The following is a 24,793-nucleotide window of genomic DNA, read 5'->3' on the forward strand; positions in this document are numbered from 1 at the left end:
TATATGCGCCGTTTTTTCCCGTTCTTTAACATCCAGTGAGAGAGACCGATGCATCCGATGCTGAACATCGCCGTGCGCGCAGCGCGCAAGGCGGGTAATTTAATTGCCAAGCACTACGAAACCCCTGATTCCGTAGAAACAAGCCAGAAAGGCAGCAATGATTTCGTGACCAACGTCGATAAAGCCGCTGAAGCGATTATTATCGAAACCATTCGCAAATCTTACCCGCAGCACACCATCATCACCGAAGAAAGCGGTGAACATGAGGGTGAAGATCAGGATGTTCAATGGGTTATCGATCCACTGGATGGCACCACCAACTTCGTAAAACGTCTGCCGCACTTCTCCGTCTCCATCGCCGTACGCATTAAAGGCCGTACTGAAGTTGCCGTGGTTTACGATCCAATGCGTAACGAGCTGTTTACCGCAACCCGCGGTCAGGGCGCGCAGCTGAACGGCTACCGCCTGCGCGGCAGCAGCGCTCGCGATCTGGATGGCACGATCATCGCCACCGGCTTCCCGTTCAAAGCAAAACAGCACGCGACCTCTTACATGAATATCCTCGGCAACATGTATACCGAATGCGCGGATTTCCGCCGCACCGGTTCCGCTGCCCTGGATCTGGCCTACGTTGCCGCTGGCCGCGTTGACGGCTACTTTGAAATCGCGCTGAAACCGTGGGATTTCGCGGCAGGCGAGCTGATCGCTCGTGAAGCAGGCGCTATCGTCTGCGACTTTACCGGCGGCCATAACTACCTGCTGACCGGTAACATCGTTGCAGGCAACCCGCGCGTTGTAAAAGCCATGCTGGCGAATATGCGCGAGCAGCTGAGCGAAGCGCTGAAGCGTTAATTTTATCGTTGAGTAAAAAGGGAAGCCTTGCGCTTCCCTTTTTTATTATTTCATCAGATTCACTACAATCCGCACGGTGGTATTTATCGCCATGCACAATATTGCTGCGCCGTTAAACAGGGCAGAATGCGCGCGCCATTTCGGACAATCCGCGTCGCCTATCAGATGATGAATGAAACAAGCGATACCGCCGGTCACTAGCCTGGACAACAGAATCCCGAGCATCGCCGGTGCAAACAGTAACCATCCCAACTGCACAAAGTCGTTTTCGCGTGCGCCGTGCAGCAATAAAACAATTTGAAACGGTAAATAGAACCCTAGCGCGAAAATGAGCGGCAGTCGCAGATTGCTCACCGGGATTTCTGGCGTTTTCACCAGCCGCCAGGCATCGCGAACCAGCGTCAGCCCCAGTACCAGCGTGGCAAAATAGCAGATGTAATTGAAAACTGAGACGAAACGCAGCAGCGTATCGCCCTGGAGATAACGCATCAACCCGACTTGCCAGAACAGAGTCATCAGGAAACCGCACTGCAGGATCCAGCTACGAACTATCCAGCTGAAGAAATCTCTGCGCGACGGCTGGTTATGCAACATCCACGCGACAATGGGCATCTTACTGTACCCGGGGTGCAAAAAAGCCAGTACAAAACCGGCAATCAGCAGCTGGCCGTAAACAGCAACCGGAACGCTTTCTACACTCGTTTGTCCCAGCCCAATAAGATTATACAGAGCCGTATATATGCGGGGGAGCTCGGCAGGCCACCAGCTCGCCAGCTCGGGCCAAAAGAAGATGATTGATAAGCCGACCAGCAGCCCTGCCGCTGCGGATAGAACCAGTGTGTACCCTGAGGTTGGGGATTGATTAACGGTCATTATGACTCCTTGTCACGACCAGGAAAGAAAACTGAAAGCTAAAGCATTGGAGGATCAGCCACAAACAGCCGCCAACACTTTAAGATTTCAGCCCGGTCCAAAGGTATTAAAACGGCCTTAATCCCCCGCCGCTCGGCACTGCACTGCTCCACATAACCACCGCCGCCGCCAGCAAAATCACGCCACCGGCCAGCGCCAGGGTTGCCCAGCCCACCCGCTTCCATAGCACCGGCGCCTGTCTGGCGCTCAGCCTGACCGCCAGCTGGCGAAAACCGTGAACCAGCAGCGCCAGCGCGCTAATGGTAAGCGAGGTTCCCGCCGCCATCGCCATCGCGGCCGCCATCCCCCAGCCAAATACGCCGATAACCTTACTGAACAACAGAACCATAATAGCCCCGGAACAGGGGCGCATTCCCATCGACAGCACGATAGCCAGCCGGGCCCGCCAGTCGTCGCCGCTTTGCAGCCGTTCCGGCGCCGGCAGATGCTGGTGCCCGCAGCCGCAGCTGGCGTGATGAACGTGATGCGCGGTGAAGGCAGTGAATTTAGGCCGGCGCAGCAGTATGCGCAGCTTTTTTAGCGCCCGCCAGCACAGCAAAAGGCCCAGCGCGCCGACCAGCAGATAGCTTCCCTTTTCCAGCCAGAAGCTGCTCAGGTGCAACTGTCTTGCCGGAAGCTGTAGCAGCGTCAGTACCACTACCACTAAAGCGATGGCCACCAGCCCCTGCAGCAACGAGGCGGCCAGGGTCAGGCCAATGCTGGATTTCAGCTTTGACGGATGGGTCGCCAGCCAGGTTGTTATAACCACCTTACCGTGCCCCGGCCCCAGCGCGTGCAGGACGCCGTAGGCAAAGCTAAAGCCCAGCAGCGACAGCCCGGCGGCGGAAGGATTCTCCGCTACCGCCTGCAGAAGCCGACTCAGTTCGACATTCAGCGCGCGCTGCCAGACCGCGCTTTGCAGCAGCACCTGCGGCCAGGCCTGCCATAGCCAGAAGCCAGCCCCTGCCGACAGCAGCAAAAAGAGCGCCAGCGGCCAAAGCTGACGCCAGCGCGGCGAACGGCTGTTTTGAGTAAAAATCAGCGACATTGCAGCGTCACCTTTTGCGCGAAATAATTCCCCAGTTCCATATCCTCCGGCGGCGCATCCGCTTTATCCAGCGACTGCGCATAGGACAACATTTTTTCATTCGGTTTCGGCGTCATCACGTTTGCCGTGCAGCTCGTTTTCATCGCCGCCGGCAGAGCAAAATCAGCGTCTTTGTCATAATACATATCAACATAATAGGTCGGGTCGTAGGTTGTAAAAGTGAAGGTTTGCCCGGCCAGAGGCTGCGGCTTCGCCAGCGGCAGAGTAAAAGTGAGCACCGCCTGGTGGCCGCTGCGCTCCAGGCCATAGCCGTCGGGTCGATTATCAAACTTTACCCGCAGGCCGTTATGCCATAGCTCGCTGAAATAGTGCTGGCCCAGCACGTTCGCCATCACTTCCGCCGCCAGTTTTTTCCAGATTTCGCTACCGGGTTTGGCGCTGCCCGCATCATAGAGCAGATCGGCGGAGGTGATTTCATCCATCGTCCAGCGCATTTTAAAGCCGGTGAGCAGGCCATTTTCCGCCACAGCCTCCGTTTGCAAGCTGATGAAACTGTGCGGATGTGCCGCCGCGGTTAGCGATAAAAACATGAAAAACGCTACGCTGACGCATTGTTTCACTCTCTTCATCTGTTCCTCACGTGAAAAATTCTGTGAACCGCGCCAGCAATCCTGATGTAAAGACGCGGGAGTGCCCTGCTCACCCTGAATACATTAACTACGCTTAACGAAAACCCTAACTGGAACTAACCGGATGATGACAGTGATTGAACCACCATCTGTGCTTTCCAGTCCACAGCGCCGTAGCCAGGTGCTCCTGATGTTTTATCTGCCCGGGCAATCCGTGACGCCCGAATGGCTGGGTAGCCTCACTCAGGTTGATGAGGATACCGCCAGGCAGGACATCGCGGAGACGGGACGCGAAATTCAGCGTTATCACCGCTTAACCCTGACTTCACAAGCGGACGGCAGCTATCGGATGGAAGGCGCCGCGCTCGATCAACGCTTGTGCTTGCTGCACGCTCTGCGCCGCGGGCTGCGCCTGTGCCCGCATTTTGTCAGCCACCATTTTACCCCGGCGTTAAAAACGCAGCTTAAACAGCAGGGTATCGCACGCACGCTATATGACGACACCAATCTCCAGGCCCTGGTGAACCGGTGCGCCCGAACTCTGAACCGGCAGTTTGACTGCCGCGACGTGCATTTTCTGCGTCTTTATTTACAGTATTGTTTACTGCAGCACCACCTTGGGCAGAGCCCCTCTTTCACCCACGAGCAGCAGCGCTGGGCGCAAGCCGCCGCCGAGTTTACCCTCGCGGAGGAGATTGTTCGCCACTGGCAGCGTCGGGTGGCGACGACGCCCCATGCCGGAGAACAGCTGTTTCTGACCCTGCTATTTATGCTGCTGAAAACCCCCGATCCCATCCGCGACGGGCACCAGCATGACCGGCGCCTGCATCTGGCCATCTCCAGACTGATTCACCGCTTTCAGAACCTGGCGGGGCGGCCGTTCAGCGATGAGCAGGGGCTTAGCGATCAGCTCTATATACACCTCTCACAGGCGCTACACCGCAGCGTCTTCGCCATCGGTATCGATAACGCGCTGCCGGAGGAGATTGGACGTCTGTATCCCCGTTTGATGCGCACCACGCAGGCGGCGCTGGAGGAGTTCGAAGCCAGCTGGCAGGTTCGCTTTAGCCAGGAGGAAGTCAGTTTAATCGCGGTGATTTTCGGCGCGTGGCTGATGCAAAAAAGCGATCTGCAAGAGAAACAGGTGGTTTTGCTTACCGATGATAATCCAGACCTTGAGCAGTCGCTGGAGCAGCAGTTGCGCGAGCTAACCCTGCTACCGCTCAATATTAAGTATTTGAGCGTAAGCACCTTCCAGAAAGAGGGCGCGCCGAAGGAAGTGACGCTGATCGTCACCCCCTATACCACGGCGCTACCGCTGTTTTCACCGCCGCTGTTTCATGCCGACGAGACGTTCAGCGATCACCAGCAGCAGCAGATTTGCAAGATGCTCGAGGCCTAAGCCACCGCTTTTGGCCGCACCACCAGCGCCGGTAAGGCCACCAGCGCCATCACCCAGAAAACGCCCTGGTGCAGATGCTGGTAGAGGAAGCCGGCAAATACCGTCATTACCGCAATGCTGCCGCCCATCGCTACCGCGGAGTAGACCGCCTGCAGGCGGATGACTTCGCTTCCCTGGCGAGCCGCGATATAGCGCATCGCCGCCAGATGGCAGACCGTAAAGGTGCCACAGTGGAGGATCTGCGCGACGATAAGCCAGGGTAGCGCCGTCGTCCAGCCCATCAGCGTCCAGCGAATCACTCCGCACACCGCGGAAAGCAGCAGCAGATCGCGGGCGCTGAAGCGGCGGAAGACCTTTTTGCTCAGCGCGAAAATCACCACTTCCGCCACCACGCCAAGCGACCACAAATAGCCCACGGCGGAGGCGGAATACCCCGCCTCCTGCCAGTAGATTGCGCTGAACCCATAGTAGGCGGCGTGCGCCCCCTGCAGCAAACAGACACAGGCAAGGAAGCGCCAGCTTTGCCGCACCAGAGTGACCCAGGCCGACAGCCCGGCCGCTTCCTGCTGGCGGGATTCTCCCTGCGGCTGCACCGACGGCTTCAACAGCATCCCGAGCAGCATGGAGGCTATACCGACGCTGAGCATCACCAGTATCATCCGGTAGTCATACAGGCTGACCAGCTTCCCAGTCAGCGCCGAGCCAATGACGAAAGCTATCGACCCCCACAGGCGCACGCGCCCGTAGTCCATGGTGATCTGCTTTTGCCAGGTATTCGCCAGCGCGTCGGTCAGCGGCACCAGCGGCGAGAAAAAAAGGTTAAAGCCGACGATAATCACCATCAGCCAGACAACCTGGTGGCCGATCCAAAATGCGAGCGCAAAGAGCAGCGTCAGCAGCGCCAGAATGCGTAGAGAAGAGATAAGACGGGACGGGTCGCTGACCCGCGGCGCAATCAGCAAGCTGCCAAGAAAGCGCGACACCAGCCCGGCGCCGAGCAGCATGCCGATGGTTTCCGGCGTCAGGCCAAGTCCGGAAAGCCAGACGCTCCAGAAAGGCAGGAAGATACCGTAGCTAAAAAAGTAAGTGAAGTAACTAAGCGCCAGCCAGCGCGTGGAGTGCAAGACCATGATTCCCTCCCGAATGGAGGCGACAGTCTGGCGATAAAGCGTGGCGGGTGCAAGATACCCTCGCCTCAAATATGGTGCTATTCGCCCCCCTGCACGTCTATTTTCAGCGAAAAATTCAGCGTATCTCCTGCACCTAAAACCCGCAGCCCCGGCTGTCCGTCCATGTTATGGGCGTTTACCGGATGACTTTGCGGCTCAAGACAAAGGAACGGTTCACCCTGCATTCTGAAGAGCATCAACCACGGAGTTTGCGAAAAAATTGTGATATCCATCACATCACTAATCACCCTCGCCCGCCCGCTCCAGCCAGAATAGCCCACGTTCAGCCAGCGATCCTTACCGTACTGCGCATGGCTGAAATCGGCATAGTCGGGCAGTTGGCCTTGCCAGCCGAGAGGAAGATGCTGCTCCCCTTCAGGCCAGTAGCCAGCGGCTGCAAACTGCACCTTACTGCGCTTATCAAAAGGAAAAAACGGATGAAAACCGCAGCCATAGGGGATGGGGGCGCTACCACAGTGGGTAAGCGTCAGCTCAGCCACCAGCTGGTTACGCAGCAGCTGGTAGCGGATCTGCGCCAGGTAATCGAAACCGCAGACATACTGCCGACGCAGCTGTAACACGCAATAGTCGCTGCCGCGCGCAATCATATCCCAGCGCTGCAGCCAACCGTCGCCGTGGAGAAAAAAATGCGCGTCGGCGTGGTGGCGAGGCAGAGCTATCTCACATCCCTGAAAAATAAAGCGGTTCCCGGCGACGCGATTGGCCAGTGGCAGCATCGGAAACATGCCGCCGGTGGGGTTTTCATATAGCACCGGCGCCTGATATTGCCGCGAGTACAAACTTTGCACTTTGCCGCCCAGAGAAGCGACGCGCATCCGCAGATGCGCGTTTTCCAGAATCCACTCTTCCGCCATTAGCGCGTCTGCTCCTGCTTCATCGCCTGAGCGCCCGCATGACGTTTCGCCAGCTGCTCTTCCAGGGCTTCGAGAGTGACCCCCTTCGTTTCCGGCACGTTGCGCAGAATATAGAGGTAGCCGACTGCGCAAATAACGCCATACAGCAGGAAACTGCCCGCCGCGCCCAGTCCGGCATTAAGCAGCGGGAAAGTGTAGGTTAACAAGAAACAGGCAATCCACAGCGCCAGGGTGCCTAAGGACATCGCGAGTCCGCGAACGCGGTTGGGGAAGATTTCCGCCAGCAGTACCCAGGTAACCGGCGCCAGGGTCAAGGCGTAAATAGCAATCGCCGCCAGCACCAGCAGCAGAACGGGCCAGCCCATGATGCCCATGCCATAGGCGGCGGCAATCAGAACATAGATAAGCGTCAACCCTGAGGCACCGAGCAGCATTAATTTACGGCGGCCGATTTTATCCACCAGCGGCAGCGCGGCGAGGGTAAACACCAGGTTGACGATCCCCGTTGCGACGATCGATTTCAGCGTACTGTTAATATCGAATCCCGCCGAGGCAAAAATCTCCTGCGCGTAGTTAAAGATGACGTTAATTCCGCACCACTGCTGGAAGACGGCGAGGACCATGCCAATGATAACGATCGGTTTAACCTGCGGAGCCAGCAGCGCGCCGTAGGAGATTTTATGGTTATCTTTTTCCAGCGTGTGCGCGATGTCGCGTAATATCCTGTCGGCATAGTCGGCGGAGCCAATGCGCTCCAGCGCGGCCCGGGCGCGATCCGGCTTACCGGCCTTCATGAGCCAGCGCGGCGACTCAGGAACAAAAAACATCAGCACCAGAAACGCCAGCGCTGGCACCAGTTCCGCGCCGAACATCCAGCGCCAGCCCATCTGCCCGTTCCAGGTCTCCACAATCATCTGCTGCGTCGCCCCCGTCGCTACGGGTTCCGCAATCATCAGGTTGATAAGCTGAGCGGCCAGCACGCCAATCACGATAGTGAGCTGGTTTATCGCAACAAAGCGCCCTCTTTTTTCTGCCGGGCTGACTTCCGCTATGTAAAGCGGGCTGAGCGCGGATGCCAGACCAATCCCCACGCCGCCCACAATGCGGTAAACCACAAACATGTCGAAACTGCTGGCGACCGCCGTCCCCCACGCCGAGGCGCTGAACAGCACGGCGGACAGTATTAAGGGCAGCTTGCGCCCCAGTTTATCGGCGCACCATCCCGAGATTAATGCGCCGAAAACGCAGCCCACCAGCGCCGAGCTCATTGCCCAGCCAGACTGCGCCGGGTCGGTAATGGAAAACCAGGCTTCATAAAACGGCTTTGCGCCGCCAATCACCACCCAGTCATAGCCAAAGAGTAAACCACCGCAGGCGGCGACCAGACAGATAGTCCAGACGTAGCCCATTTTCAGATGTGTCTGCGCGTTATTCATAATGATTCCTCTATAAGGGAAACGCAGGGAACAGTAGGGTTCAGGCGGGCCAGACCCGCCTATTTAAGGTTCAGGAAAAAATACCGCTTTGCAGGGCATGCTGAATTAGATGCGCCTTATCGTGAACGGGGTTGATTTGCAGAAGCTGTTGCATCGCTTTCTGACTGGCGGGTTGGTTGCCTAGTCCCAGGTAGCCAAGCGCTTCAATAAACAAGCAGTGCTGATGGTGCAACTGCTGTGCCGATACATCGAGGACCACAAGATCTGGTAGCGAGACGGCAAAAAAGTCGGCTTGCGGAACGTCATCCCGATGCTGCGCGGCCCAGACGATAAAACTGTGGAAGTGCTGCTCGGCCTGCGCCGGGTTACCGCTCTTACGCAGCGCGATACCCTGCCAGAAAAGGTAATCAGCGGGCTGATCGTTGTAGTAACGCCCGGCGTCCAGCGTTGAGCCCCCTTGCAGGGCAAGCTGGTAATATTCCGCTGCCTGCTGCGCATCCCCTGCCTGTTCCGCGCAATAGCCCAGCAAATACCAGATATCGTTGTCCGTCTGCCCGGGCAGCCGCCCCTCCCCCAGGTTATCGGGATAGCGTAACGCGTCTTTCAGACAGTCCGCAGCCTGCGTAAACGCCTCACGTTCGATCAACTGTAAAGCGCGATGAAGCTGATTGAGCAAATACTGGCCGGTAACTTTCCCCTCCCCGCCTTCCCAGGGATGAAATACGCGCGTATCGAGAATAGCGGCGGCATCGGCATAATGACCGGCCGCGTTCCACAGGCTTAACAGCTCAGCGGTCAGGTCATCCCGTTTCAGCACCACCGCTTTGCGCGCCGCCAGCGTTTCCAGTCGTTCGTTTACCGGCGTTCCCAGTGATTTTTTCAGGAAATCAAGCTCAAAGAGGAAGCGCGCGTTTTCGGGCTCAAGCTCTACGGCCCGTTGCAGATAAGCCAGCGCCTGCGCGGCATCCTGTTGTTTGTTCCAGGCGTAGACCCCCAGCAGACGATAAGCGGGCGCATAGTCGGGAGATTTTTCCAGCGTCTCGCGCCAGCAGCGTACCGCCTCTTCATAGCGACGTTTGCTGTACCAGAAGCAACCGAGCAGATAGCGGGCAAAAGCGCTATCACTCAGGATTTGCAGCATCTGGACTTCATCAAGCGTGTTGGGGAAACGCACTTTTCGCGCATGGCAGCGCTCAGCTTCGGCAATTAACCGTTGCCGTTTATTCGCATCATCGCTTAACGAGGCGCGCCACAGCATCGGCAGCGCTTCCTGGCAATCCAGAACCTCAAGCACCTCCTTCGCCGCCTGCTTCTGACCGATGGAGAGCAGCCAGCCCGCCAGAAGGCTGCCGTTGATTCCTCTGCGCCCCGTTACCCGCAGCAGGTTCTCTCGCGCTTCATCGCCCGGCGCAATCATCCAGCGCGCGCAGTGCAGCGGATAGCTCAACGGGTATTGTTTAAGACAGGCGAAAATATACGCCTGCGCCTCTTTCGTCCGCCCGCTGTTCGCTAACGCCAGCGCTTTCAGCCCCATAGCCAGATGGTTGCTGGCGTTAAACTGCAGGCTGGTGTTGACCTTTTCCAACGCGTCGGCGGTATCACCCCGCTTCATCGCCAGCCTTGCCAGCGCCCACCAGGCGGCATCGCGGCAGTTACCGCTCCAGGACGCTTTGTAATAGCAATCCCATGCTCCAGCTTCATCGCCCTGCCTTTCCAGCGCGCTGGCAAGCAGCATACTGGCTTCGCCATCGCGCGGATTTTTATTCAGACGATGGGCGCGAAGTAGCGCGGCCCGGGCACATTGCTCCGCCAGCCCCCAGTCGGCGCAATTAAACGCCAGCGTCCCGAGGGCAACATTATTGCGGTAATCCTGCGGATCGAGGGCTATTGCCCGGCGATAGTAATCTGCGGCATAGCGGCTGGCGTGATTGTATTGTTCAAGATGCTGGCCGATAAAATAGAGCTCATCGCCGTTGTGAATCTCTTCCGGCATCGCCGGCGCGCAGGCCGGTTCGGGCAGGGGCGTCTGCTGAGTAATATGTTCCTGATAATCCAGCAGCAGCTGGTTGTCTGCGGTTTTCACCTTAATGGTTAAACGCCGGGGGTCATTTTCCGGCAGCGTATGCTGCCAGCTCTCGCCGGGCTTCAGCGTAAGCTGAGTTTCATACAGCGGCTGCTTTTCCGCGCTGAGTTCAACAACGATATTTTCCAGCGGCGCAATGGCGTAAACACCGAGCTGCAGCTGCTCCGACTCGCGAACCAGCTTCAGCGCCAGCTGCGTATTGGCATTTTGCACCATCCCCAGCTCGCTATAGGGAAGAAAATTTTGTACAAAAATCTTCTCTTCGTAAGGCGCAAGCCAGGTAAAGTCAGGCTGGTTATCGGTGTAGACGCCGGTCATCAGCTCGATATAGGGACCATTTTCGTCGGTCAGATTGCGGTCCCATGCCTGGCCAAAGTCGCCATAGCCCCAGCTCCACTGTTTTTTGCCCGGCGAAACGTGGTGGTCGGCAACATGCAGTAGCCCACCGCGCTCGTCGTGGTGATAAGCGCCGACAAAGTCATAGTCCGATTTCTCCGCCATATACGAGGTGGGTACCGGAACGTTTTTATAACGAGAGATATCGACGCCGGCAGAATAGTCCACTTTGTAGTAGGTGCCGGTGGCGATGGGAAAAGCGGAAACATCGCGCTTGCCGTGATCGAATACAGCGGTGACGTCGGGCGGGAAAACGCTCTGGTGAGCATCGCCGCCTTTTACCGCCGGGTTGGCCCACCACAGGAAATGACGCGGCGTGGCGTTACCATTAAAAACCTTACCGGTGATTTCAATCAGCGCGCGGTCAGGATAGAGAGTAAACCCGGTCATGACCTGCAAACCGCGCATGGGCTCCGCTTCCCCCATCCATACGGTCTGCACGCCGTTTTCCCCGTGCTGGATCGAAAAATCGACCGGCATAAAGGTCGTCGGGCGGTGATGCTGCGGCCAGTTGAACTCGATACCGCCGGAGATCCAGGGCCCCAGTAGCCCTACCAGGGCGGGTTTAACGACTTCATTGTAATAGACGAAATCGCGCTGGTTGACTTTGTCATACGCCCGGTGAATACGTCCGCCGAGCTCCGGCAGCAGCATGATACGAATGAAATCATTCTCCATCCATACTGCCTGATAATCGCGCATTTCACGCTCGCCGGTCAGCGTATCGATCACGCCGTAGGGATAGACGTTGCCGGAGGAACCTTGATAAACGCGTTTTTCCAGAAACATAGGGTTCGGATCCTCCGTCCCCGTCGTCCACGTAGGTAATGTAATTGTTTCCTGCCAGACCTTAACCGAACCGTACATGACGCCTCCACTAAACCAAATAAAGTAAAAATCTCTATAAGAGGAGTTTATATCGCCATTTAGCTGCTAAAATGCGCAACGCTCACGTAATATAGTTAAGGGAGTTAAGTGTATGCAGCGCACCGGTTTAAATAACGCCCGGGTCAGGCAGGTCAACAAATCTATTTTTCTCTCCCACCTCTGGCGGGAGAAACAACTCAGTAAATCCCAGCTTTCCCAGCTCACTGGGCTCTCTATTCCGGCTGTGAGCAACATTCTTGCAGAACTGCTTAGCGAGGGATTGATCGGCCATTCGACGGAAAAAATGAGCAAGCGCGGCGTGAACAGCGGAAGCTACCAGATCCCCGAACACGGTGCCTGGACGCTATGCATGAATATCACGCCGACCAGCATTGAGTATCAGCTTGCCGATGCCCGACTGCTGGCGGTTGATGGCCACCAGCATTTGCCCATCAATGCACCCACGCCGCAGGCTCTTCTGGAGGCCATTGTGGAATGCTGGCGACGTATTCACCGCCGCTACCCGCAGCACAGCATCAATCTCGCGCTTGGCGTTCATGGGCAAGTTGATCCCGTAACCGGGGTGTCACAAACCATGCCCCAGGCGCGCTGGAAAACGCCGATTGAAATAAAGTATCTGCTTGAGGAACAACTCGGCGTGCAAGTACGGGTAGATAATGACTGCGTGATGCTGGCGCTGGCGGAGAAATGGCAGCATCCGGGTCCACAACCGGATTTTTGCGTGATCAACGTCGATTACGGTATTGGATCATCGTTTGTGATTAACGATCAGATTTATCGAGGAAGCCTCTACGGCAGCGGGCAGATAGGACACACGATTGTGAATCCTGACGGCAAGGCCTGCGACTGCGGGAGATACGGTTGCCTCGAAACCGTAGCGTCCCTCAGCGCGTTGAAAAAGCAGGCGCGGATGTGGCTCAAAACCCAGCCGGAAGCGCAGCGCTCTCCCGAGCAATTAACCACGGCATCGCTCATTGAAGCCTGGGAACAGGGAGACGTGCATATCCGCGCATGGGTTGATAGCGCGGCCAACGCCATTGGCTTAAGCCTTTATAATTTCTTAAATATTTTGAATATTAATCAGATCTGGCTATACGGACGCAGCTGCGCCTTTGGCGAACAATGGCTGGAAAGTATCGTTAAACAAACCGGCTTTAATCCCTTTGACCACGGCGATACGCCGCGAGCGCACGCCACCCAAATCGGCTTTGGCAAACTCACCCGCGCCCAGCAACTCATGGGGATCGGTTATCTCTACGTTGAGGAGCAACTACAGACGCTGCGTTAATCATCAGGGGGACGTGGCGGAGCGCAAATTTGTGTATTACGTTTAAATCACACGTCTCTCATAACGAGCTGATTATGAACACACTACGCTATTTTGATTTTGGCTCTTCTCGCTCCCTGCTGCTATTGATCGCCCGTATCGCGGTGGTGGTGCTGTTTATTCTTTTCGGCTATCCCAAGCTGCTCGGCTTTAGCGGCACGGTGCAGTACATGGCCTCCTCCGGCGCGCCAATGCCGACGCTTGCGGCCATTATTGCCATCATTATGGAAGTGCCTGCGGCTATTTTGATTGTGCTGGGCTTTTTCACCCGACCGCTGGCGGTGATCTTTATTTTTTATACTCTGGGTACCGCAGTTATTGGGCATCACTACTGGGATATGTCCGGCGATGCAGTGCTGCCGAACATGATTAACTTCTGGAAAAACGTCAGCATTGCCGGCGCCTTCCTGCTGTTAGCAATAACCGGGCCCGGCGCCATTTCGCTCGATCGACGCTAATCTTCAGACGCAAAAAAGGCCGCAATTGCGGCCTTTTTAATTTCAACGGCTAACGATTATGCATAAACCGGGAAGCGGGAGCAGATGTCCAGCACTTTGCCCTTCACGCGCTCAATGACCGCTTCATCATTGATGTTGTCCAGTACGTCGCACATCCAGCCAGCCAGCTCTTTCACTTCCGCTTCTTTAAAGCCGCGACGGGTGACCGCCGGAGAACCGATGCGGATACCGGAGGTCACAAACGGGCTCTTCGGATCGTTCGGTACGCTGTTTTTGTTCACGGTGATGTTAGCGCGACCCAGTGCAGCATCAGCTTCTTTACCGGTCAGATTTTTATCGACCAGATCCAGCAGGAACAGATGGTTTTCAGTGCCGCCGGAAACCACTTTGTAGCCGCGGTTCAGGAACACTTCGACCATCGCTTTGGCGTTTTTCGCTACCTGCTGCTGATAAACTTTGAACTCTGGCTCCATCGCTTCTTTCAGCGCAACCGCTTTCGCCGCGATAACGTGCATCAGCGGGCCGCCCTGGGCGCTCGGGAATACGGCGGAGTTCAGTTTTTTGTACAGTTCTTCGCTACCGCCTTTCGCCAGGATCAGGCCGCCGCGCGGACCCGCCAGGGTTTTATGGGTGGTGGTGGTCACCACGTGCGCATGCGGAACCGGGTTCGGGTACACGCCTGCGGCAATCAGGCCGGCAACGTGGGCCATGTCGACAAACAGGTATGCGCCAATGCTGTCAGCGATTTCGCGCATTTTCGCCCAGTCAACGATACCGGAGTAGGCAGAGAAACCACCGATAATCATCTTCGGTTTGTGTTCCTGAGCCTGCTTAGCCATGTCTTCATAGTCAATTTTACCGGACTCATCGATGCCGTAAGGAATGATGTTGTACAGTTTGCCGGAGAAGTTGACCGGGGAGCCGTGAGTCAGGTGGCCGCCTTGCGCCAGGTTCATACCCAGCACGGTATCGCCCGGCTGCAGCAGAGCGGTATAGACCGCGAAGTTAGCCTGGGAGCCGGAGTGCGGCTGCACGTTAGCGTAGTCAGCGCCGAACAGCTCTTTGGCGCGATCGATAGCCAGCTGCTCTACGATATCGACGTATTCACAGCCGCCGTAGTAGCGTTTACCCGGATAGCCTTCAGCGTATTTGTTAGTCAGCTGTGAGCCCTGCGCCTGCATAACGCGTGGGCTGGTGTAGTTTTCGGAGGCGATCAGTTCGATGTGCTCTTCCTGACGTACTTTTTCTTGCTCCATAGCCTGCCACAGTTCGGCATCATAATCGGCAATGTTCATTTCACGCTTTAACATCCGCATCTCCTGACTCAGCTAACAATAGAATTTCGGCCTTAAAAGGCGGTCCGATTGGACAACGGCCCACAGTATAACTGAATCATTCTGTGATAACAGGTCTTGACAAAGGATTTTACGCAAACGATTGGCTCCGCATAACACAAGGCTTTGAGCAATAAAGCTCCTGCAATTATCAACGGATTTGTTTTCAGGTTTGTGATGCAAATAATTCATGTTGCCACTGCCGTAGGGCAAAGCGTTAAAGAACCATTTACAAAGCAGGGGTATTTTTATAAGATGCATTTAAAATACATCATTAAGATAACATACAAGGAAGCTGCTATGCTCGACGCGCAAACCATCGCTACGGTGAAAGCCACCATCCCCCTGCTGGTTGAAACCGGTCCGAAACTGACCGCCCATTTTTACGACCGCATGTTTGCTCATAATCCCGAACTCAAAGAAATCTTTAATATGAGTAATCAGCGCAACGGCGACCAGCGCGAGGCGCTGTTCAACGCCATTGCCGCCTATGCCAGCAATCTTGAGAACCTACCCGCCCTGCTGCCGGCGGTGGAAAAAATCGCCCAGAAGCATACCAGCTTCCAGATCCAGCCTGAGCAGTACAATATTGTCGGTACCCACCTGCTGGCCACCCTTGACGAGATGTTCAGCCCCGGCCAGGAAGTGCTGGATGCCTGGGGCAAGGCCTACGGCGTACTGGCCAACGTCTTTATTAACCGTGAAGCGCAAATCTACCGCGAAAGCGCCAGCAAAGCCGGCGGCTGGGAAGGCACCCGCGCGTTCCACATCGTCAGAAAAACGCCGCGCAGCGCGCTGATTACCAGCTTTGAGTTTGAGCCGGTCGACGGCGGCGCGGTCGCTGAATACCATCCGGGCCAGTACCTGGCGGTCTGGCTGAAGCCGGAAGGTTTCCCGCATCAGGAGATTCGTCAATACTCCCTGACCCGTAAATCCGATGGTAGAGGCTATCGTATCGCGGTTAAACGCGAAAAGGGCGGGCAGGTTTCAAACTGGCTGCATGGTTCCGCGCAAGAAGGCGACGTGATTTATCTGGCCGCGCCGGCCGGCGATTTCTTCCTCAACGTGGCGCCGGAAACGCCGGTCACGCTGCTCTCCGGCGGCGTCGGTCAGACGCCGATGCTGGCGATGCTGGACACGCTGGCAAAAGCACAGCATCCGGCGCAGGTGAACTGGTTCCACGCGGCAGAGAACGGCGACGTGCACGCCTTCGCGGACGAAGTGAAAGCTCTGGGTGAAACCCTGCCGAGGTTTACGTCTCACGTCTGGTACCGCAGTCCGAGCGAAGGGGACCGTGAAGCCGGCGCGTTTGATAGCGAAGGTTTGATGGATTTATCGGCCCTGGCCGACAGGATTGGCGACCCGCAGATGCAGTTCTATCTCTGTGGCCCGGTGGCGTTTATGCAGTTTGCCGCACAGCAGCTGGTTGAACTGGGCGTCAATAAGGACAACATCCATTACGAATGTTTCGGGCCGCATAAGGTGCTGTAACCCAGCATAATAACCCCGGTAGCGGTGCGCTTACCGGGGCTACAAATCTGGATGGAATTGAACTTCTTAAGCCATCATCCGTTTTTTTTTAAGCTTAAATCGCCGCGTCGTCTTCTTCGCCGGTGCGGATACGAATCACGCGCGCGACATCGAAGACAAAGATCTTACCGTCACCGATTTTGCCGGTCTGCGCCGTACGGATAATGGTATCCACGCAGGTGTCGACGATATCATCGGTGACAACGATTTCGATTTTTACTTTCGGCAGAAAATCCACCATATACTCCGCGCCGCGATACAGCTCGGTATGCCCCTTCTGGCGGCCAAAGCCTTTCACTTCCGTTACCGTCATCCCAGTGATGCCGACTTCGGCCAGCGCTTCGCGCACGTCATCCAGTTTGAAAGGTTTAATAATCGCATCAATCTTTTTCATGGTGTTCCTGTCTTTGTCGCGTAACCGGTTGCTAACCGTATCATAACTTGCGTCATCCTACGGAGCTACTCTTTAAAGTCGTTAGCGTCGAGCTCGTGGCGCGACAGCAGTTTATAGAATTCGGTGCGGTTGCGCCCCGCCATCCGCGCCGCATGCGTGACGTTGCCTTTGGTAATTTGCAGCAGCTTGCGCAGGTAATTGAGCTCAAACTGGTTCCGCGCCTCGACAAACGTCGGCAGCGCGGTGTTTTCCCCTTCCAGCGCCTGCTCCACCAGGGCGTCGCTAATGACCGGCGAAGAGGTCAGCGCCACGCACTGCTCAATCACGTTCACCAGTTGGCGCACGTTGCCCGGCCACTTAGCGGCCATCAGCCGCTTCATCGCATCCGTGGAGAACGCGCGCACAAAGGGTTTGTGGCGATCGGCAGACTGGCGCAGCAGATGGTTAGCCAGCAGCGGAATATCTTCCGTACGCTCGGCCAGCGGCGGGATTTTCAGGTTCACCACGTTCAGGCGGTAAAACAGATCTTCGCGAAACTCGCCGCGCGCCATCGCCTTTGGCAGGTCGCGATGGGTCGCAGAAATAATCCGCACATCAATGTCGATGTCGCGATTGCTGCCCAGCGGGCGCACTTTACGCTCTTGTAAAACGCGCAGCAGTTTTACCTGTAACGCAACCGGCATATCGCCGATCTCATCCAGAAACAGCGTACCGCCTTCTGCGGCCTGAAATAGCCCCTCCCGGTTGCTGACCGCACCGGTAAAGGCGCCGCGCGCGTGGCCGAATAGCTCCGACTCCAGCAGCTGTTCGGGGAGCGCGCCGCAGTTAATGGCGACAAAAGGTTTGTCCCGGCGCGGGCTGGCGTTATGGATGGCCTGGGCGATAATCTCCTTGCCGGTACCGCTCTGGCCGTTAATCAGCACGCTCACGTCCGACTGCGCCACCATCCCGGCCTGCTCCAGCAGGCGTTCCATCAGCGGGCTGCGGGTCACAATCGCCTGGCGCCAGCGCTCATCGGTCGTCGGCGCGCTCTGCTCCAGCGCGTCATCAATGGCTTTATACAGAGCGTCTTTATCCACCGGCTTGGTGAGAAAGCTAAACACGCCCTGCTGGGTGGCGGCGACGGCGTCCGGAATGGAACCGTGCGCGGTGAGAATAATCACCGGCATTCCCGGCTGCACCTTCTGGATTTCGCTGAACAGCTGAAGGCCGTCCATCTCGTCCATCCGCAGGTCGCTGACCACCAGATCCACTTTGTCACGGCCCAGCGTGCGCAGCGCCTCCGGCCCGCTCTCGGCGGTCAGCACGCTGTATCCTTCGCTGACAAGACGCATGCCCAGCAGCTTCAGCAGGCCCGGATCGTCGTCCACCAACAGCAGGCGGGCGGGTTTACGGATCGTCATGAATCACCTCCGGGACTTTATCGCTGCCGTGCCCGGCGTCTGAGCTAAAGTTCCCGCCGGGTTTACGGCTGGAGAGCTGGCGCTCAATGTCGGTGAGATTCTCCAGCTTGCGGGTCGTCAGTTCGAGCTGATTGCGTAATTCAATTTCCTGCTGACGCAGCGTCTCCAGCTCCGCATCGCTTGATTGCTGCAGTTTGGCGTAGCGGGAGCGCTCGTCAATCAGCTGAAGCTGCCGGCCCTGGGCATCGCGCCAGAGCTGATAGAGCGGGCGAACCTGGGCGGCGATTTGCGGGCTGAAGGTATCCAGGCTAGCCACCAGATCGCGACGCTCATTGGGCGTAATCTTGGCATCTGCCAGCAAAATGCCGCGCTTAAAGGCATCCTGCCAGCTGTTGTCATCGTGCAGCCGGGCTTCAGCCCGCGCCTGTACCGGAGCAAGGCGATCCGCGCAGTCAATTCCCCGCAGCCAGTAAAGCGGGTTTTTATCGCTGGCCTCACTCTGCAGGGTCCAGATGTCGGCACACTCTACCGAAAGAAAATCGGCGACCTGATGCTGCGGCAGCGCAGAGAGCGTTTTGCCATCCGCGGCGTGTGGTGATGTAGAGGCGGAACATCCCGCCAGCGCCAGGCACGAAATGCCTGACAGCAGCCATCCCCTGAGGGGACGGACAAGTGCGAAGAAGTGGGACATATTCACCCGATAGTTATACGTTATTTTTTTCCAGACTCGGCGACGGGGAGCGTGATACGAAAACAGATAAGCCCGGATTTATCATCAACCAGGCTCAGCTCGCCCTGCATTTGCCGTACGCAGTCGCGGGCAATGCTCAGCCCCAGACCGCTGCCTTTTACCGCCCCTTTACGCTGGTGACTTCCCTGATAAAAAGGCTCAAAAATCATGTTTCTCTCTGCGGGCGGGATCGGCTCGCCGTTGTTAATAACGTCAATGCAAACCTGCTCGCCGTGCCGATAGCTATGGATTCGAATGTTACCGGATTCAGCACCATAGTGCACCGCATTGGAGTAGAGATTATCCAGTACGCTCACCAGCAGAGCAGGCTCCGCTTCGCAAAAACGCTCGCTGAGCACCAGATCGGTATGCATCATTTTAGCTCTTGCCGGCAGGCTGTGGGCGGAAACCACATTTTCCACCAGCTCGGCCAGATTCACCGTCTCACGCGCAATCGGACCATCGGCCTGTTTACGGTTGTAGTCCAGCAGCTGCTCAATCAGCTTTTGCAGGTTGCGGCTGCTGTTATCCAGAATCTCAACGATCTCCTGCTGCTCGGGCGTCAGCGGCCCGGCCACCCTGTCGGCAAGCAGCTCCGTCCCTTCGCGCATGCTGGCCAGCGGCGTTTTCAGCTCATGGGAAAGATGGCGCAGGAACTGATGTCGCTGGGATTCCAGCCAGGCAAGGCGTTCGCTCAGCCAGATAATGCGTTTGCCGACGGAGCGCAGCTCGCGCGGACCGGTAAACAGCGCGGCGTCATCCAACGATTTCCCCTCGCCCAGTCGGTTGATCATTCTCTCAATGCCCTTCACCGGGCCGATAATCATACGGGTAAAAAGCAGAACCAGCGCCAGGCTGAGCAGAAACAGCACCAGCGCCTGCCAGCCGAAGAACTGACCGCGCTCAGCGATTTCCTGCTGCAGCTGCTGCCCGCGCGAATAGACCACCGTTCGGGTCGCCTGAACCATGTCGCTATTGGCGGAGGCAAACGCTTCCAGGCTGGCGGCAGACTTCGCCGCCGGACCGCTATTTTTACACTGCAGCTCGGCCAGATCGTCGAGATCCTGCCTCAGCGCCCGCCAAATTTTCTCATCAGGCAGGACGCCCGCGTGAGCATCGAGCATTTCACTGTAGTGTTGGCGCTGATTCTGATAGACCCGCGCCAGCGTCGGATCGTCCAGCACGCAGTACTGACGGTAGCTACGTTCCATCTCCAGCGATGCGTTAATCATCGCTTCGCTGCGGCGGGCGTCGATAAGGGTAGTACGGTTGATATGCGCCGCCTGCGCGCTCAGCGCGTTGAGGCTTTGCCACGCCTGCCATGCCAGCACCAGCAGCGGCAGCAGGATCAGCACGAAGGATAACGTGACCAGCTGGCGCAGCGAACGGGGGAAAAGGGAGAGTCGCTTCACGGATAGGGTCTCAATCATTAGCTCATGACGATGCTAACCGAGGACGCAATAAACATCTACGCCGGAAATAATAAAGCCAGGCTACGGGAGCCTGGCTTTATTAAGGAATGAGGCGGTGCCTTACTCGACGTTTCGCCCGATGACTGATAAAGCAGAGCTGTTATCAGGAGTTGGACGGCAGGCACCTGTTTGTGCGTCATTCGAAGTTTATGTAGCGCGTCCCGAAGGGGCTGACATAAGAAGGTGAATGAGCCACTGGTTATAATTATGCACGAACTATGCCACATCTAAAAACATTTTATTAACACAATGAAATATAATACTTTTTTACTATTCATGGACATGAATGATGATGGTCGGTTTTCACGCAAAGTGTCGCTGATTAGCAACACCGGATGAATGATTTAGCAATGCTATTATAAATCAATAGGTTAAGTGTCACCTTTTGACGACACTGCTATGGCGCGTTTGTCGGCGATCCCCGACACCTACTCTCGATATGCCTCACCAATAAAAAAGCCCCCTGCGCGGGCAGGAGGCTTAATGCGATTTGTGAGCGATTTTTAACCCAGCTGCTTACGCGCGTTGCGGAAAATACGCATCCACGGGCTGTCTTCGCCCCAGTTTTCCGGGTGCCATGAGTTCGACACGGTGCGGAACACGCGCTCCGGGTGCGGCATCATGATGGTCGCGCGCCCGCTTTCGCTGGTCACTGCGGTGATGCCGTTCGGCGACCCGTTCGGGTTAGCCGGATAGTTTTCCGTCACCTTACCGACGTTGTCGACGAAGCGCAGCGCCACCAGGCCTTTGCTTTCCAGCTGCGCCAGATGCGCGCCATCGCGGACTTCCACCTGCCCTTCACCGTGAGATACGGCAATTGGCATCATGGACCCCACCATTCCCTGCAGCAGCAGCGACGGGCTCTGCGTCACCTCAACCAGGCTGAAGCGCGCTTCAAAGCGGTCGGACTGGTTACGTACAAAGCGCGGCCACAGGTCGCTGCCCGGGATCAGCTCGCGCAGGTTAGACATCATCTGGCAGCCATTGCACACGCCCAGCGCCAGGGTCTGAGGACGATGGAAGAAAGTGGCAAATTCGTCGCGAACGCGTTCATTGAACAGGATTGATTTCGCCCAGCCCTCACCGGCGCCTAAAACGTCACCGTAGGAGAAGCCGCCGCAGGCCACCAGCGCCTGGAAGTCAGCAAGACCGGTACGGCCCGCCAGCAGGTCGCTCATATGCACGTCAATGGCATCGAAGCCCGCACGATGGAACGCTGCCGCCATTTCAACGTGGGAGTTCACGCCCTGCTCGCGCAGCACCGCGACCTTCGGACGCGCGCCGGTGGCAATATAAGGCGCAGCAATATCCTCATTAATATCGAAGGAGAGCTTCACGTTGAGGCCCGGATCGGCATCGTTGGCTTTCGCCTCGTGCTCCTGGTCGGCGCACTCCGGGTTATCGCGCAGACGCTGCATTTGCCAGGTGGTTTCCGCCCACCACATACGCAGCGTCGTGCGGCTTTCGCTGAATACCGGATGACCGTCGGCCTCGATGACAAAGCGATCGCCCGTCGTGGCCTGGCCAAGATAGTGAACGCAATCCGCCAGACCATGAGCGGCCAGCAGCGCTTCGACTGCCTGGCGGTCAGCGGCACGAACCTGAATCACGCCGCCAAGCTCTTCGTTAAACAGCGCGGCCAGACGATCCTCGCCGAGCGCGGCGATATCAACCTTGACGCCGCAGTGGCCGGTAAAGGCCATTTCGGCCAGCGTGACTAGCAGGCCGCCGTCAGACCGGTCGTGCCACGCCAGCAGCTTACCTTCAGCTACCAGCGCCTGCATTGCGTCCCAGAAGCCTTTCAGCTGCGCGACATCGCGAACGTCGGCAGTCACATCGCCAAGCTGACGATAAACCTGCGCCAGCGCGGTCGCGCCCAGCGCATTGTTCCCCTTGCCTAAATCAATCAGCAGCAGGGCGTTGTCAACGGTTGCGAGCTGCGGGGTGACGGTACGGCGTACGTCTTCCACGCGGGCAAAAGCGGAAATCACCAGCGACAGCGGGGAGGTCATCTCGCGCTGTTCGGTACCTTCCTGCCAGCGGGTTTTCATCGACATGGAGTCTTTACCCACCGGAATCGTCAGTCCCAGGGCCGGACAAAGTTCTTCGCCAATCGCTTTTACCGCTTCATATAAACCGGCGTCTTCGCCTGGGTGACCGGCTGCAGCCATCCAGTTTGCCGACAGCTTCACGCGATTGAGCGCGCCAATCTGCGTCGCCGCGATGTTGGTCAGCGCCTCGCCGACCGCCAGACGGGCAGAAGCGGCAAAGTCCAGCAGTGCAACCGGCGCGCGCTCGCCAATAGACATGGCTTCGCCGTAATAGCTGTCAAGGCTGGCGGTTGTCACCGCGCAGTTAGCCACCGGGATCTGCCACGGCCCCACCATCTGATCGCGCGCCACCATACCGGTGACGGTGCGGTCGCCGATGGTAACGAGGAAGGTTTTCTCCGCCACGGTCGGCAGGTGCAGCACGCGATTCACCGCGTCGGCAATAGTGATGCCCTGGCGTTCCAGACTCTGGCCCTGGGCTTTGAGGGTCTGCACGTCGCGGGTCATTTTCGGCGTTTTACCCAGCAGCACGTCAAGCGGCAGGTCGATCGGGCGATCGTCAAAGTGACTATCATCGAGGCTCAAATGCAGCGCTTCGGTGGCTTCGCCAATGACCGCGTACGGCGCGCGTTCGCGGCGGCACAGCTCATCAAACAGCGGCAGCTGCTCAGGCGCGACCGCCAGAACATAACGTTCCTGAGATTCGTTACACCAGATTTCCAGCGGGCTCATGCCCGGCTCATCGCTGAGGATATCGCGCAGCTGGAATTTACCGCCGCGTCCGCCGTCGCTCACCAGTTCCGGCATCGCATTAGACAAACCGCCGGCGCCGACGTCGTGGATAAACAGAATCGGGTTGGCGTCGCCCAGCTGCCAGCAGCGGTCGATAACTTCCTGGCAGCGACGCTCCATCTCCGGGTTGTCGCGCTGTACGGAGGCAAAATCCAGATCGGCATCAGACTGGCCGGAGGCCATTGAAGAGGCCGCACCGCCGCCGAGGCCGATGTTCATCGCCGGGCCGCCGAGAACAATCAGCTTCGCGCCGACGACAATCTCGCCCTTCTGCACGTGTTCGCCGCGAATGTTGCCGATACCGCCCGCCAGCATAATGGGCTTGTGATAGCCGCGCAGCTCTTCGCCGTTGTGGCTGGTAACCTTCTCTTCATAAGTACGGAAGTAGCCATTGAGCGCCGGACGACCGAATTCGTTGTTAAACGCCGCGCCGCCCAGCGGGCCTTCAGTCATGATATCCAGCGCGGTGACGATGCGATCCGGCTTGCCGAAATCCTCTTCCCACGGCTGTTCAAAACCGGGTATACGCAGGTTGGAAACCGAGAAGCCCACCAGACCCGCCTTCGGTTTCGCCCCGCGTCCGGTGGCGCCTTCATCGCGAATTTCACCGCCGGAACCGGTCGCCGCGCCCGGCCACGGAGAAATCGCCGTCGGGTGGTTATGGGTTTCGACCTTCATCAGAATATGCGCGTCTTCCTGGTGGAAGTTGTAGCGGCCGGTTTCGTGGTCGGCGAAGTAGCGACCCACGGCTGAACCTTCCATTACCGCGGCGTTGTCTTTATAGGCAGACAGCACGTAGTCCGGGGTTTTCTCGAAGGTGTTTTTAATCATTTTGAACAGCGACTTCGGCTGCTTTTCGCCATCAATGACCCAGTCGGCGTTAAAAATCTTGTGTCGGCAGTGCTCGGAGTTAGCCTGCGCGAACATATAGAGTTCGATATCGTTCGGGTTGCGACCCAACTTCTGGAAAGCATCCTGCAGATAGTCGATTTCATCCTCCGCCAGCGCCAGCCCCAGACGGAGGTTGGCGTCGATCAGCGCCTGACGGCCCAGACCCAGCAGATCAACGCTGGTGACCGGAGTTGGCTGATGGTGGGCGAAGAGTTTTTCACCCTCTTCCAGCGCCGTGAAGACGCTTTCCATCATGCGGTCATGCAGTTCGGCCGCCACCAGTGACCACTGTTGGTCATTCAGGCTGCCCGCTTCGACGTAATACGCCACGCCGCGTTCCAGGCGCACCACCTGAGACAGGCCGCAGTTATGGGCGATGTCGGTAGCTTTAGAAGACCAGGGAGAGATGGTGCCAGGACGGGGAGTAACGAGCAGTAGCTTGCCGGTTGGGGTATGGCTGCTTAAGTTCGGGCCATATTTGAGCAACCTTGCCAGACTCTCGCGATCGTCGCCGCTGAGCGGGGCGCTAAGGTCGGCAAAATGAACGTACTCGGCATATATCGTGCTGACCGGAAGGTTGGCCGCCTGGAAACGTGCCAGCAGTTTATTGATACGGAATGCCGACAGTGCAGGTGAACCACGCAAAATTTCCATCATAAGTCTCTCGTCTTCGAAGCTTTCATGGTGAGCCAGGGGGGAAACGGGCGCCATTATAGTGAAT

General features: G+C 57.2%; 18 protein-coding genes. 5 read left to right on the top strand and 13 right to left on the bottom strand.

Going from position 1 to position 24,793, the window contains the following annotated elements:
- Positions 1–48 precede the first annotated feature (48 nt).
- Positions 49–852, top strand: coding sequence for an inositol-1-monophosphatase (gene suhB, locus KCG39_RS11650; RefSeq protein WP_004123618.1), 804 nt, complete (start codon positions 49–51; stop codon positions 850–852).
- A gap of 45 nt (positions 853–897) precedes the next feature.
- On the opposite strand, the gene KCG39_RS11655 is transcribed toward suhB, so the two are convergent.
- The 3 genes from KCG39_RS11655 to KCG39_RS11665 all read right to left on the bottom strand — a co-directional run bounded on the left by KCG39_RS11655 (position 898) and on the right by KCG39_RS11665 (position 3,441).
- Entirely contained in the window at positions 898–1,725 is an 828-nt protein-coding gene (locus KCG39_RS11655; RefSeq protein ID WP_087828488.1) for a hypothetical protein, read from the bottom strand.
- 106 nt (positions 1,726–1,831) lie between these two features.
- The gene (locus KCG39_RS11660) at positions 1,832–2,812 is read right to left on the bottom strand and encodes a nickel/cobalt transporter (RefSeq protein ID WP_049122992.1); all 981 of its coding nucleotides are present in this window, start codon (positions 2,810–2,812) and stop codon (positions 1,832–1,834) included.
- Complete coding sequence (locus KCG39_RS11665) at positions 2,803–3,441, bottom strand: DUF1007 family protein (protein WP_087828486.1); 639 nt, start codon at positions 3,439–3,441, stop codon at positions 2,803–2,805. The genes KCG39_RS11660 and KCG39_RS11665 overlap by 10 nt, the downstream gene beginning before the upstream one ends.
- A 124-nt stretch (positions 3,442–3,565) precedes the next feature.
- Between KCG39_RS11665 and csiE the strand changes: the two genes are divergently transcribed.
- On the top strand, positions 3,566–4,843 hold the full coding sequence (gene csiE, locus KCG39_RS11670; RefSeq protein WP_142445888.1) for a stationary phase inducible protein CsiE: 1,278 nt from the start codon (positions 3,566–3,568) through the stop codon (positions 4,841–4,843).
- Here csiE and KCG39_RS11675 read toward each other — a convergent pair.
- From KCG39_RS11675 to KCG39_RS11690, 4 genes are all read right to left on the bottom strand, one after another.
- A complete protein-coding gene (locus KCG39_RS11675; RefSeq protein ID WP_049115870.1) occupies positions 4,840–5,973 on the bottom strand; it encodes a 3-phenylpropionate MFS transporter in 1,134 nt (377 codons plus the stop codon). The two genes, csiE and KCG39_RS11675, sit on opposite strands and share 4 nt — an antisense overlap.
- Positions 5,974–6,050: 77 nt before the next feature.
- On the bottom strand, positions 6,051–6,887 hold the full coding sequence (locus KCG39_RS11680; protein WP_123828939.1) for an aldose 1-epimerase: 837 nt from the start codon (positions 6,885–6,887) through the stop codon (positions 6,051–6,053).
- On the bottom strand, positions 6,887–8,323 hold the full coding sequence (locus tag KCG39_RS11685) for a sugar porter family MFS transporter (protein ID WP_087828484.1): 1,437 nt from the start codon (positions 8,321–8,323) through the stop codon (positions 6,887–6,889). The genes KCG39_RS11680 and KCG39_RS11685 overlap by 1 nt, the downstream gene beginning before the upstream one ends.
- Before the next feature lie 70 nt (positions 8,324–8,393).
- Positions 8,394–11,669, bottom strand: coding sequence for a DUF5107 domain-containing protein (locus KCG39_RS11690; protein WP_142468035.1), 3,276 nt, complete (start codon positions 11,667–11,669; stop codon positions 8,394–8,396).
- 112 nt (positions 11,670–11,781) lie between these two features.
- Between KCG39_RS11690 and KCG39_RS11695 the strand changes: the two genes are divergently transcribed.
- Together KCG39_RS11695 and KCG39_RS11700 are read left to right on the top strand one after the other, a co-directional pair.
- Positions 11,782–12,978 (top strand): ROK family transcriptional regulator, encoded by a 1,197-nt coding sequence (locus tag KCG39_RS11695; RefSeq protein ID WP_004123640.1) that lies wholly within the window; start codon positions 11,782–11,784, stop codon positions 12,976–12,978.
- Positions 12,979–13,007: 29 nt separating this feature from the next.
- Positions 13,008–13,475, top strand: coding sequence for a DoxX family protein (locus tag KCG39_RS11700; protein WP_227631508.1), 468 nt, complete (start codon positions 13,008–13,010; stop codon positions 13,473–13,475).
- A gap of 56 nt (positions 13,476–13,531) precedes the next feature.
- On the opposite strand, the gene glyA is transcribed toward KCG39_RS11700, so the two are convergent.
- Positions 13,532–14,785: a serine hydroxymethyltransferase gene (gene glyA / locus KCG39_RS11705; protein WP_004134918.1), complete on the bottom strand. Its 1,254-nt coding sequence runs from the start codon at positions 14,783–14,785 to the stop codon at positions 13,532–13,534.
- Positions 14,786–15,109: 324 nt separating this feature from the next.
- On the opposite strand from glyA, the gene hmpA reads away from it, so the two are divergent.
- Positions 15,110–16,300: an NO-inducible flavohemoprotein gene (hmpA, locus tag KCG39_RS11710; RefSeq protein WP_123828933.1), complete on the top strand. Its 1,191-nt coding sequence runs from the start codon at positions 15,110–15,112 to the stop codon at positions 16,298–16,300.
- Positions 16,301–16,394: 94 nt separating this feature from the next.
- Here the strand turns inward: hmpA and glnB are convergent, their stop codons facing one another.
- From glnB to purL, 5 genes are all read right to left on the bottom strand, one after another.
- Complete coding sequence (gene glnB, locus KCG39_RS11715; protein ID WP_002914032.1) at positions 16,395–16,733, bottom strand: nitrogen regulatory protein P-II; 339 nt, start codon at positions 16,731–16,733, stop codon at positions 16,395–16,397.
- A gap of 65 nt (positions 16,734–16,798) precedes the next feature.
- Positions 16,799–18,136, bottom strand: coding sequence for a two-component system response regulator GlrR (glrR, locus tag KCG39_RS11720; RefSeq protein WP_004123653.1), 1,338 nt, complete (start codon positions 18,134–18,136; stop codon positions 16,799–16,801).
- Positions 18,123–18,827, bottom strand: coding sequence for a two-component system QseEF-associated lipoprotein QseG (gene qseG, locus KCG39_RS11725; RefSeq protein ID WP_049112993.1), 705 nt, complete (start codon positions 18,825–18,827; stop codon positions 18,123–18,125). The genes glrR and qseG overlap by 14 nt, the downstream gene beginning before the upstream one ends.
- Positions 18,828–18,847: 20 nt before the next feature.
- Entirely contained in the window at positions 18,848–20,278 is a 1,431-nt protein-coding gene (locus tag KCG39_RS11730; protein WP_142468109.1) for a sensor histidine kinase, read from the bottom strand.
- A gap of 563 nt (positions 20,279–20,841) precedes the next feature.
- A complete protein-coding gene (gene purL, locus KCG39_RS11735) occupies positions 20,842–24,729 on the bottom strand; it encodes a phosphoribosylformylglycinamidine synthase (RefSeq protein WP_112165710.1) in 3,888 nt (1,295 codons plus the stop codon).
- Positions 24,730–24,793: the final 64 nt, after the last annotated feature.

This window comes from Klebsiella pasteurii (assembly GCF_018139045.1).
Classification (GTDB): Bacteria; Pseudomonadota; Gammaproteobacteria; order Enterobacterales; family Enterobacteriaceae; genus Klebsiella; species Klebsiella grimontii.

Coding starts and splice junctions, on each gene's coding strand:
- hmpA (WP_123828933.1), top strand. CDS start 15,110: ATGCTCGACGCGCAAACCATCGCTACGGTGAAAGCCACCATCCCCCTG.
- KCG39_RS11680 (WP_123828939.1), bottom strand. CDS start 6,887: ATGGCGGAAGAGTGGATTCTGGAAAACGCGCATCTGCGGATGCGCGTC.
- qseG (WP_049112993.1), bottom strand. CDS start 18,827: ATGTCCCACTTCTTCGCACTTGTCCGTCCCCTCAGGGGATGGCTGCTG.
- KCG39_RS11690 (WP_142468035.1), bottom strand. CDS start 11,669: ATGTACGGTTCGGTTAAGGTCTGGCAGGAAACAATTACATTACCTACG.
- purL (WP_112165710.1), bottom strand. CDS start 24,729: ATGATGGAAATTTTGCGTGGTTCACCTGCACTGTCGGCATTCCGTATC.
- glyA (WP_004134918.1), bottom strand. CDS start 14,785: ATGTTAAAGCGTGAAATGAACATTGCCGATTATGATGCCGAACTGTGG.
- glrR (WP_004123653.1), bottom strand. CDS start 18,136: ATGACGATCCGTAAACCCGCCCGCCTGCTGTTGGTGGACGACGATCCG.
- KCG39_RS11675 (WP_049115870.1), bottom strand. CDS start 5,973: ATGGTCTTGCACTCCACGCGCTGGCTGGCGCTTAGTTACTTCACTTAC.
- KCG39_RS11665 (WP_087828486.1), bottom strand. CDS start 3,441: ATGAAGAGAGTGAAACAATGCGTCAGCGTAGCGTTTTTCATGTTTTTA.
- KCG39_RS11660 (WP_049122992.1), bottom strand. CDS start 2,812: ATGTCGCTGATTTTTACTCAAAACAGCCGTTCGCCGCGCTGGCGTCAG.
- glnB (WP_002914032.1), bottom strand. CDS start 16,733: ATGAAAAAGATTGATGCGATTATTAAACCTTTCAAACTGGATGACGTG.
- suhB (WP_004123618.1), top strand. CDS start 49: ATGCATCCGATGCTGAACATCGCCGTGCGCGCAGCGCGCAAGGCGGGT.
- KCG39_RS11655 (WP_087828488.1), bottom strand. CDS start 1,725: ATGACCGTTAATCAATCCCCAACCTCAGGGTACACACTGGTTCTATCC.
- csiE (WP_142445888.1), top strand. CDS start 3,566: ATGATGACAGTGATTGAACCACCATCTGTGCTTTCCAGTCCACAGCGC.
- KCG39_RS11695 (WP_004123640.1), top strand. CDS start 11,782: ATGCAGCGCACCGGTTTAAATAACGCCCGGGTCAGGCAGGTCAACAAA.
- KCG39_RS11685 (WP_087828484.1), bottom strand. CDS start 8,323: ATGAATAACGCGCAGACACATCTGAAAATGGGCTACGTCTGGACTATC.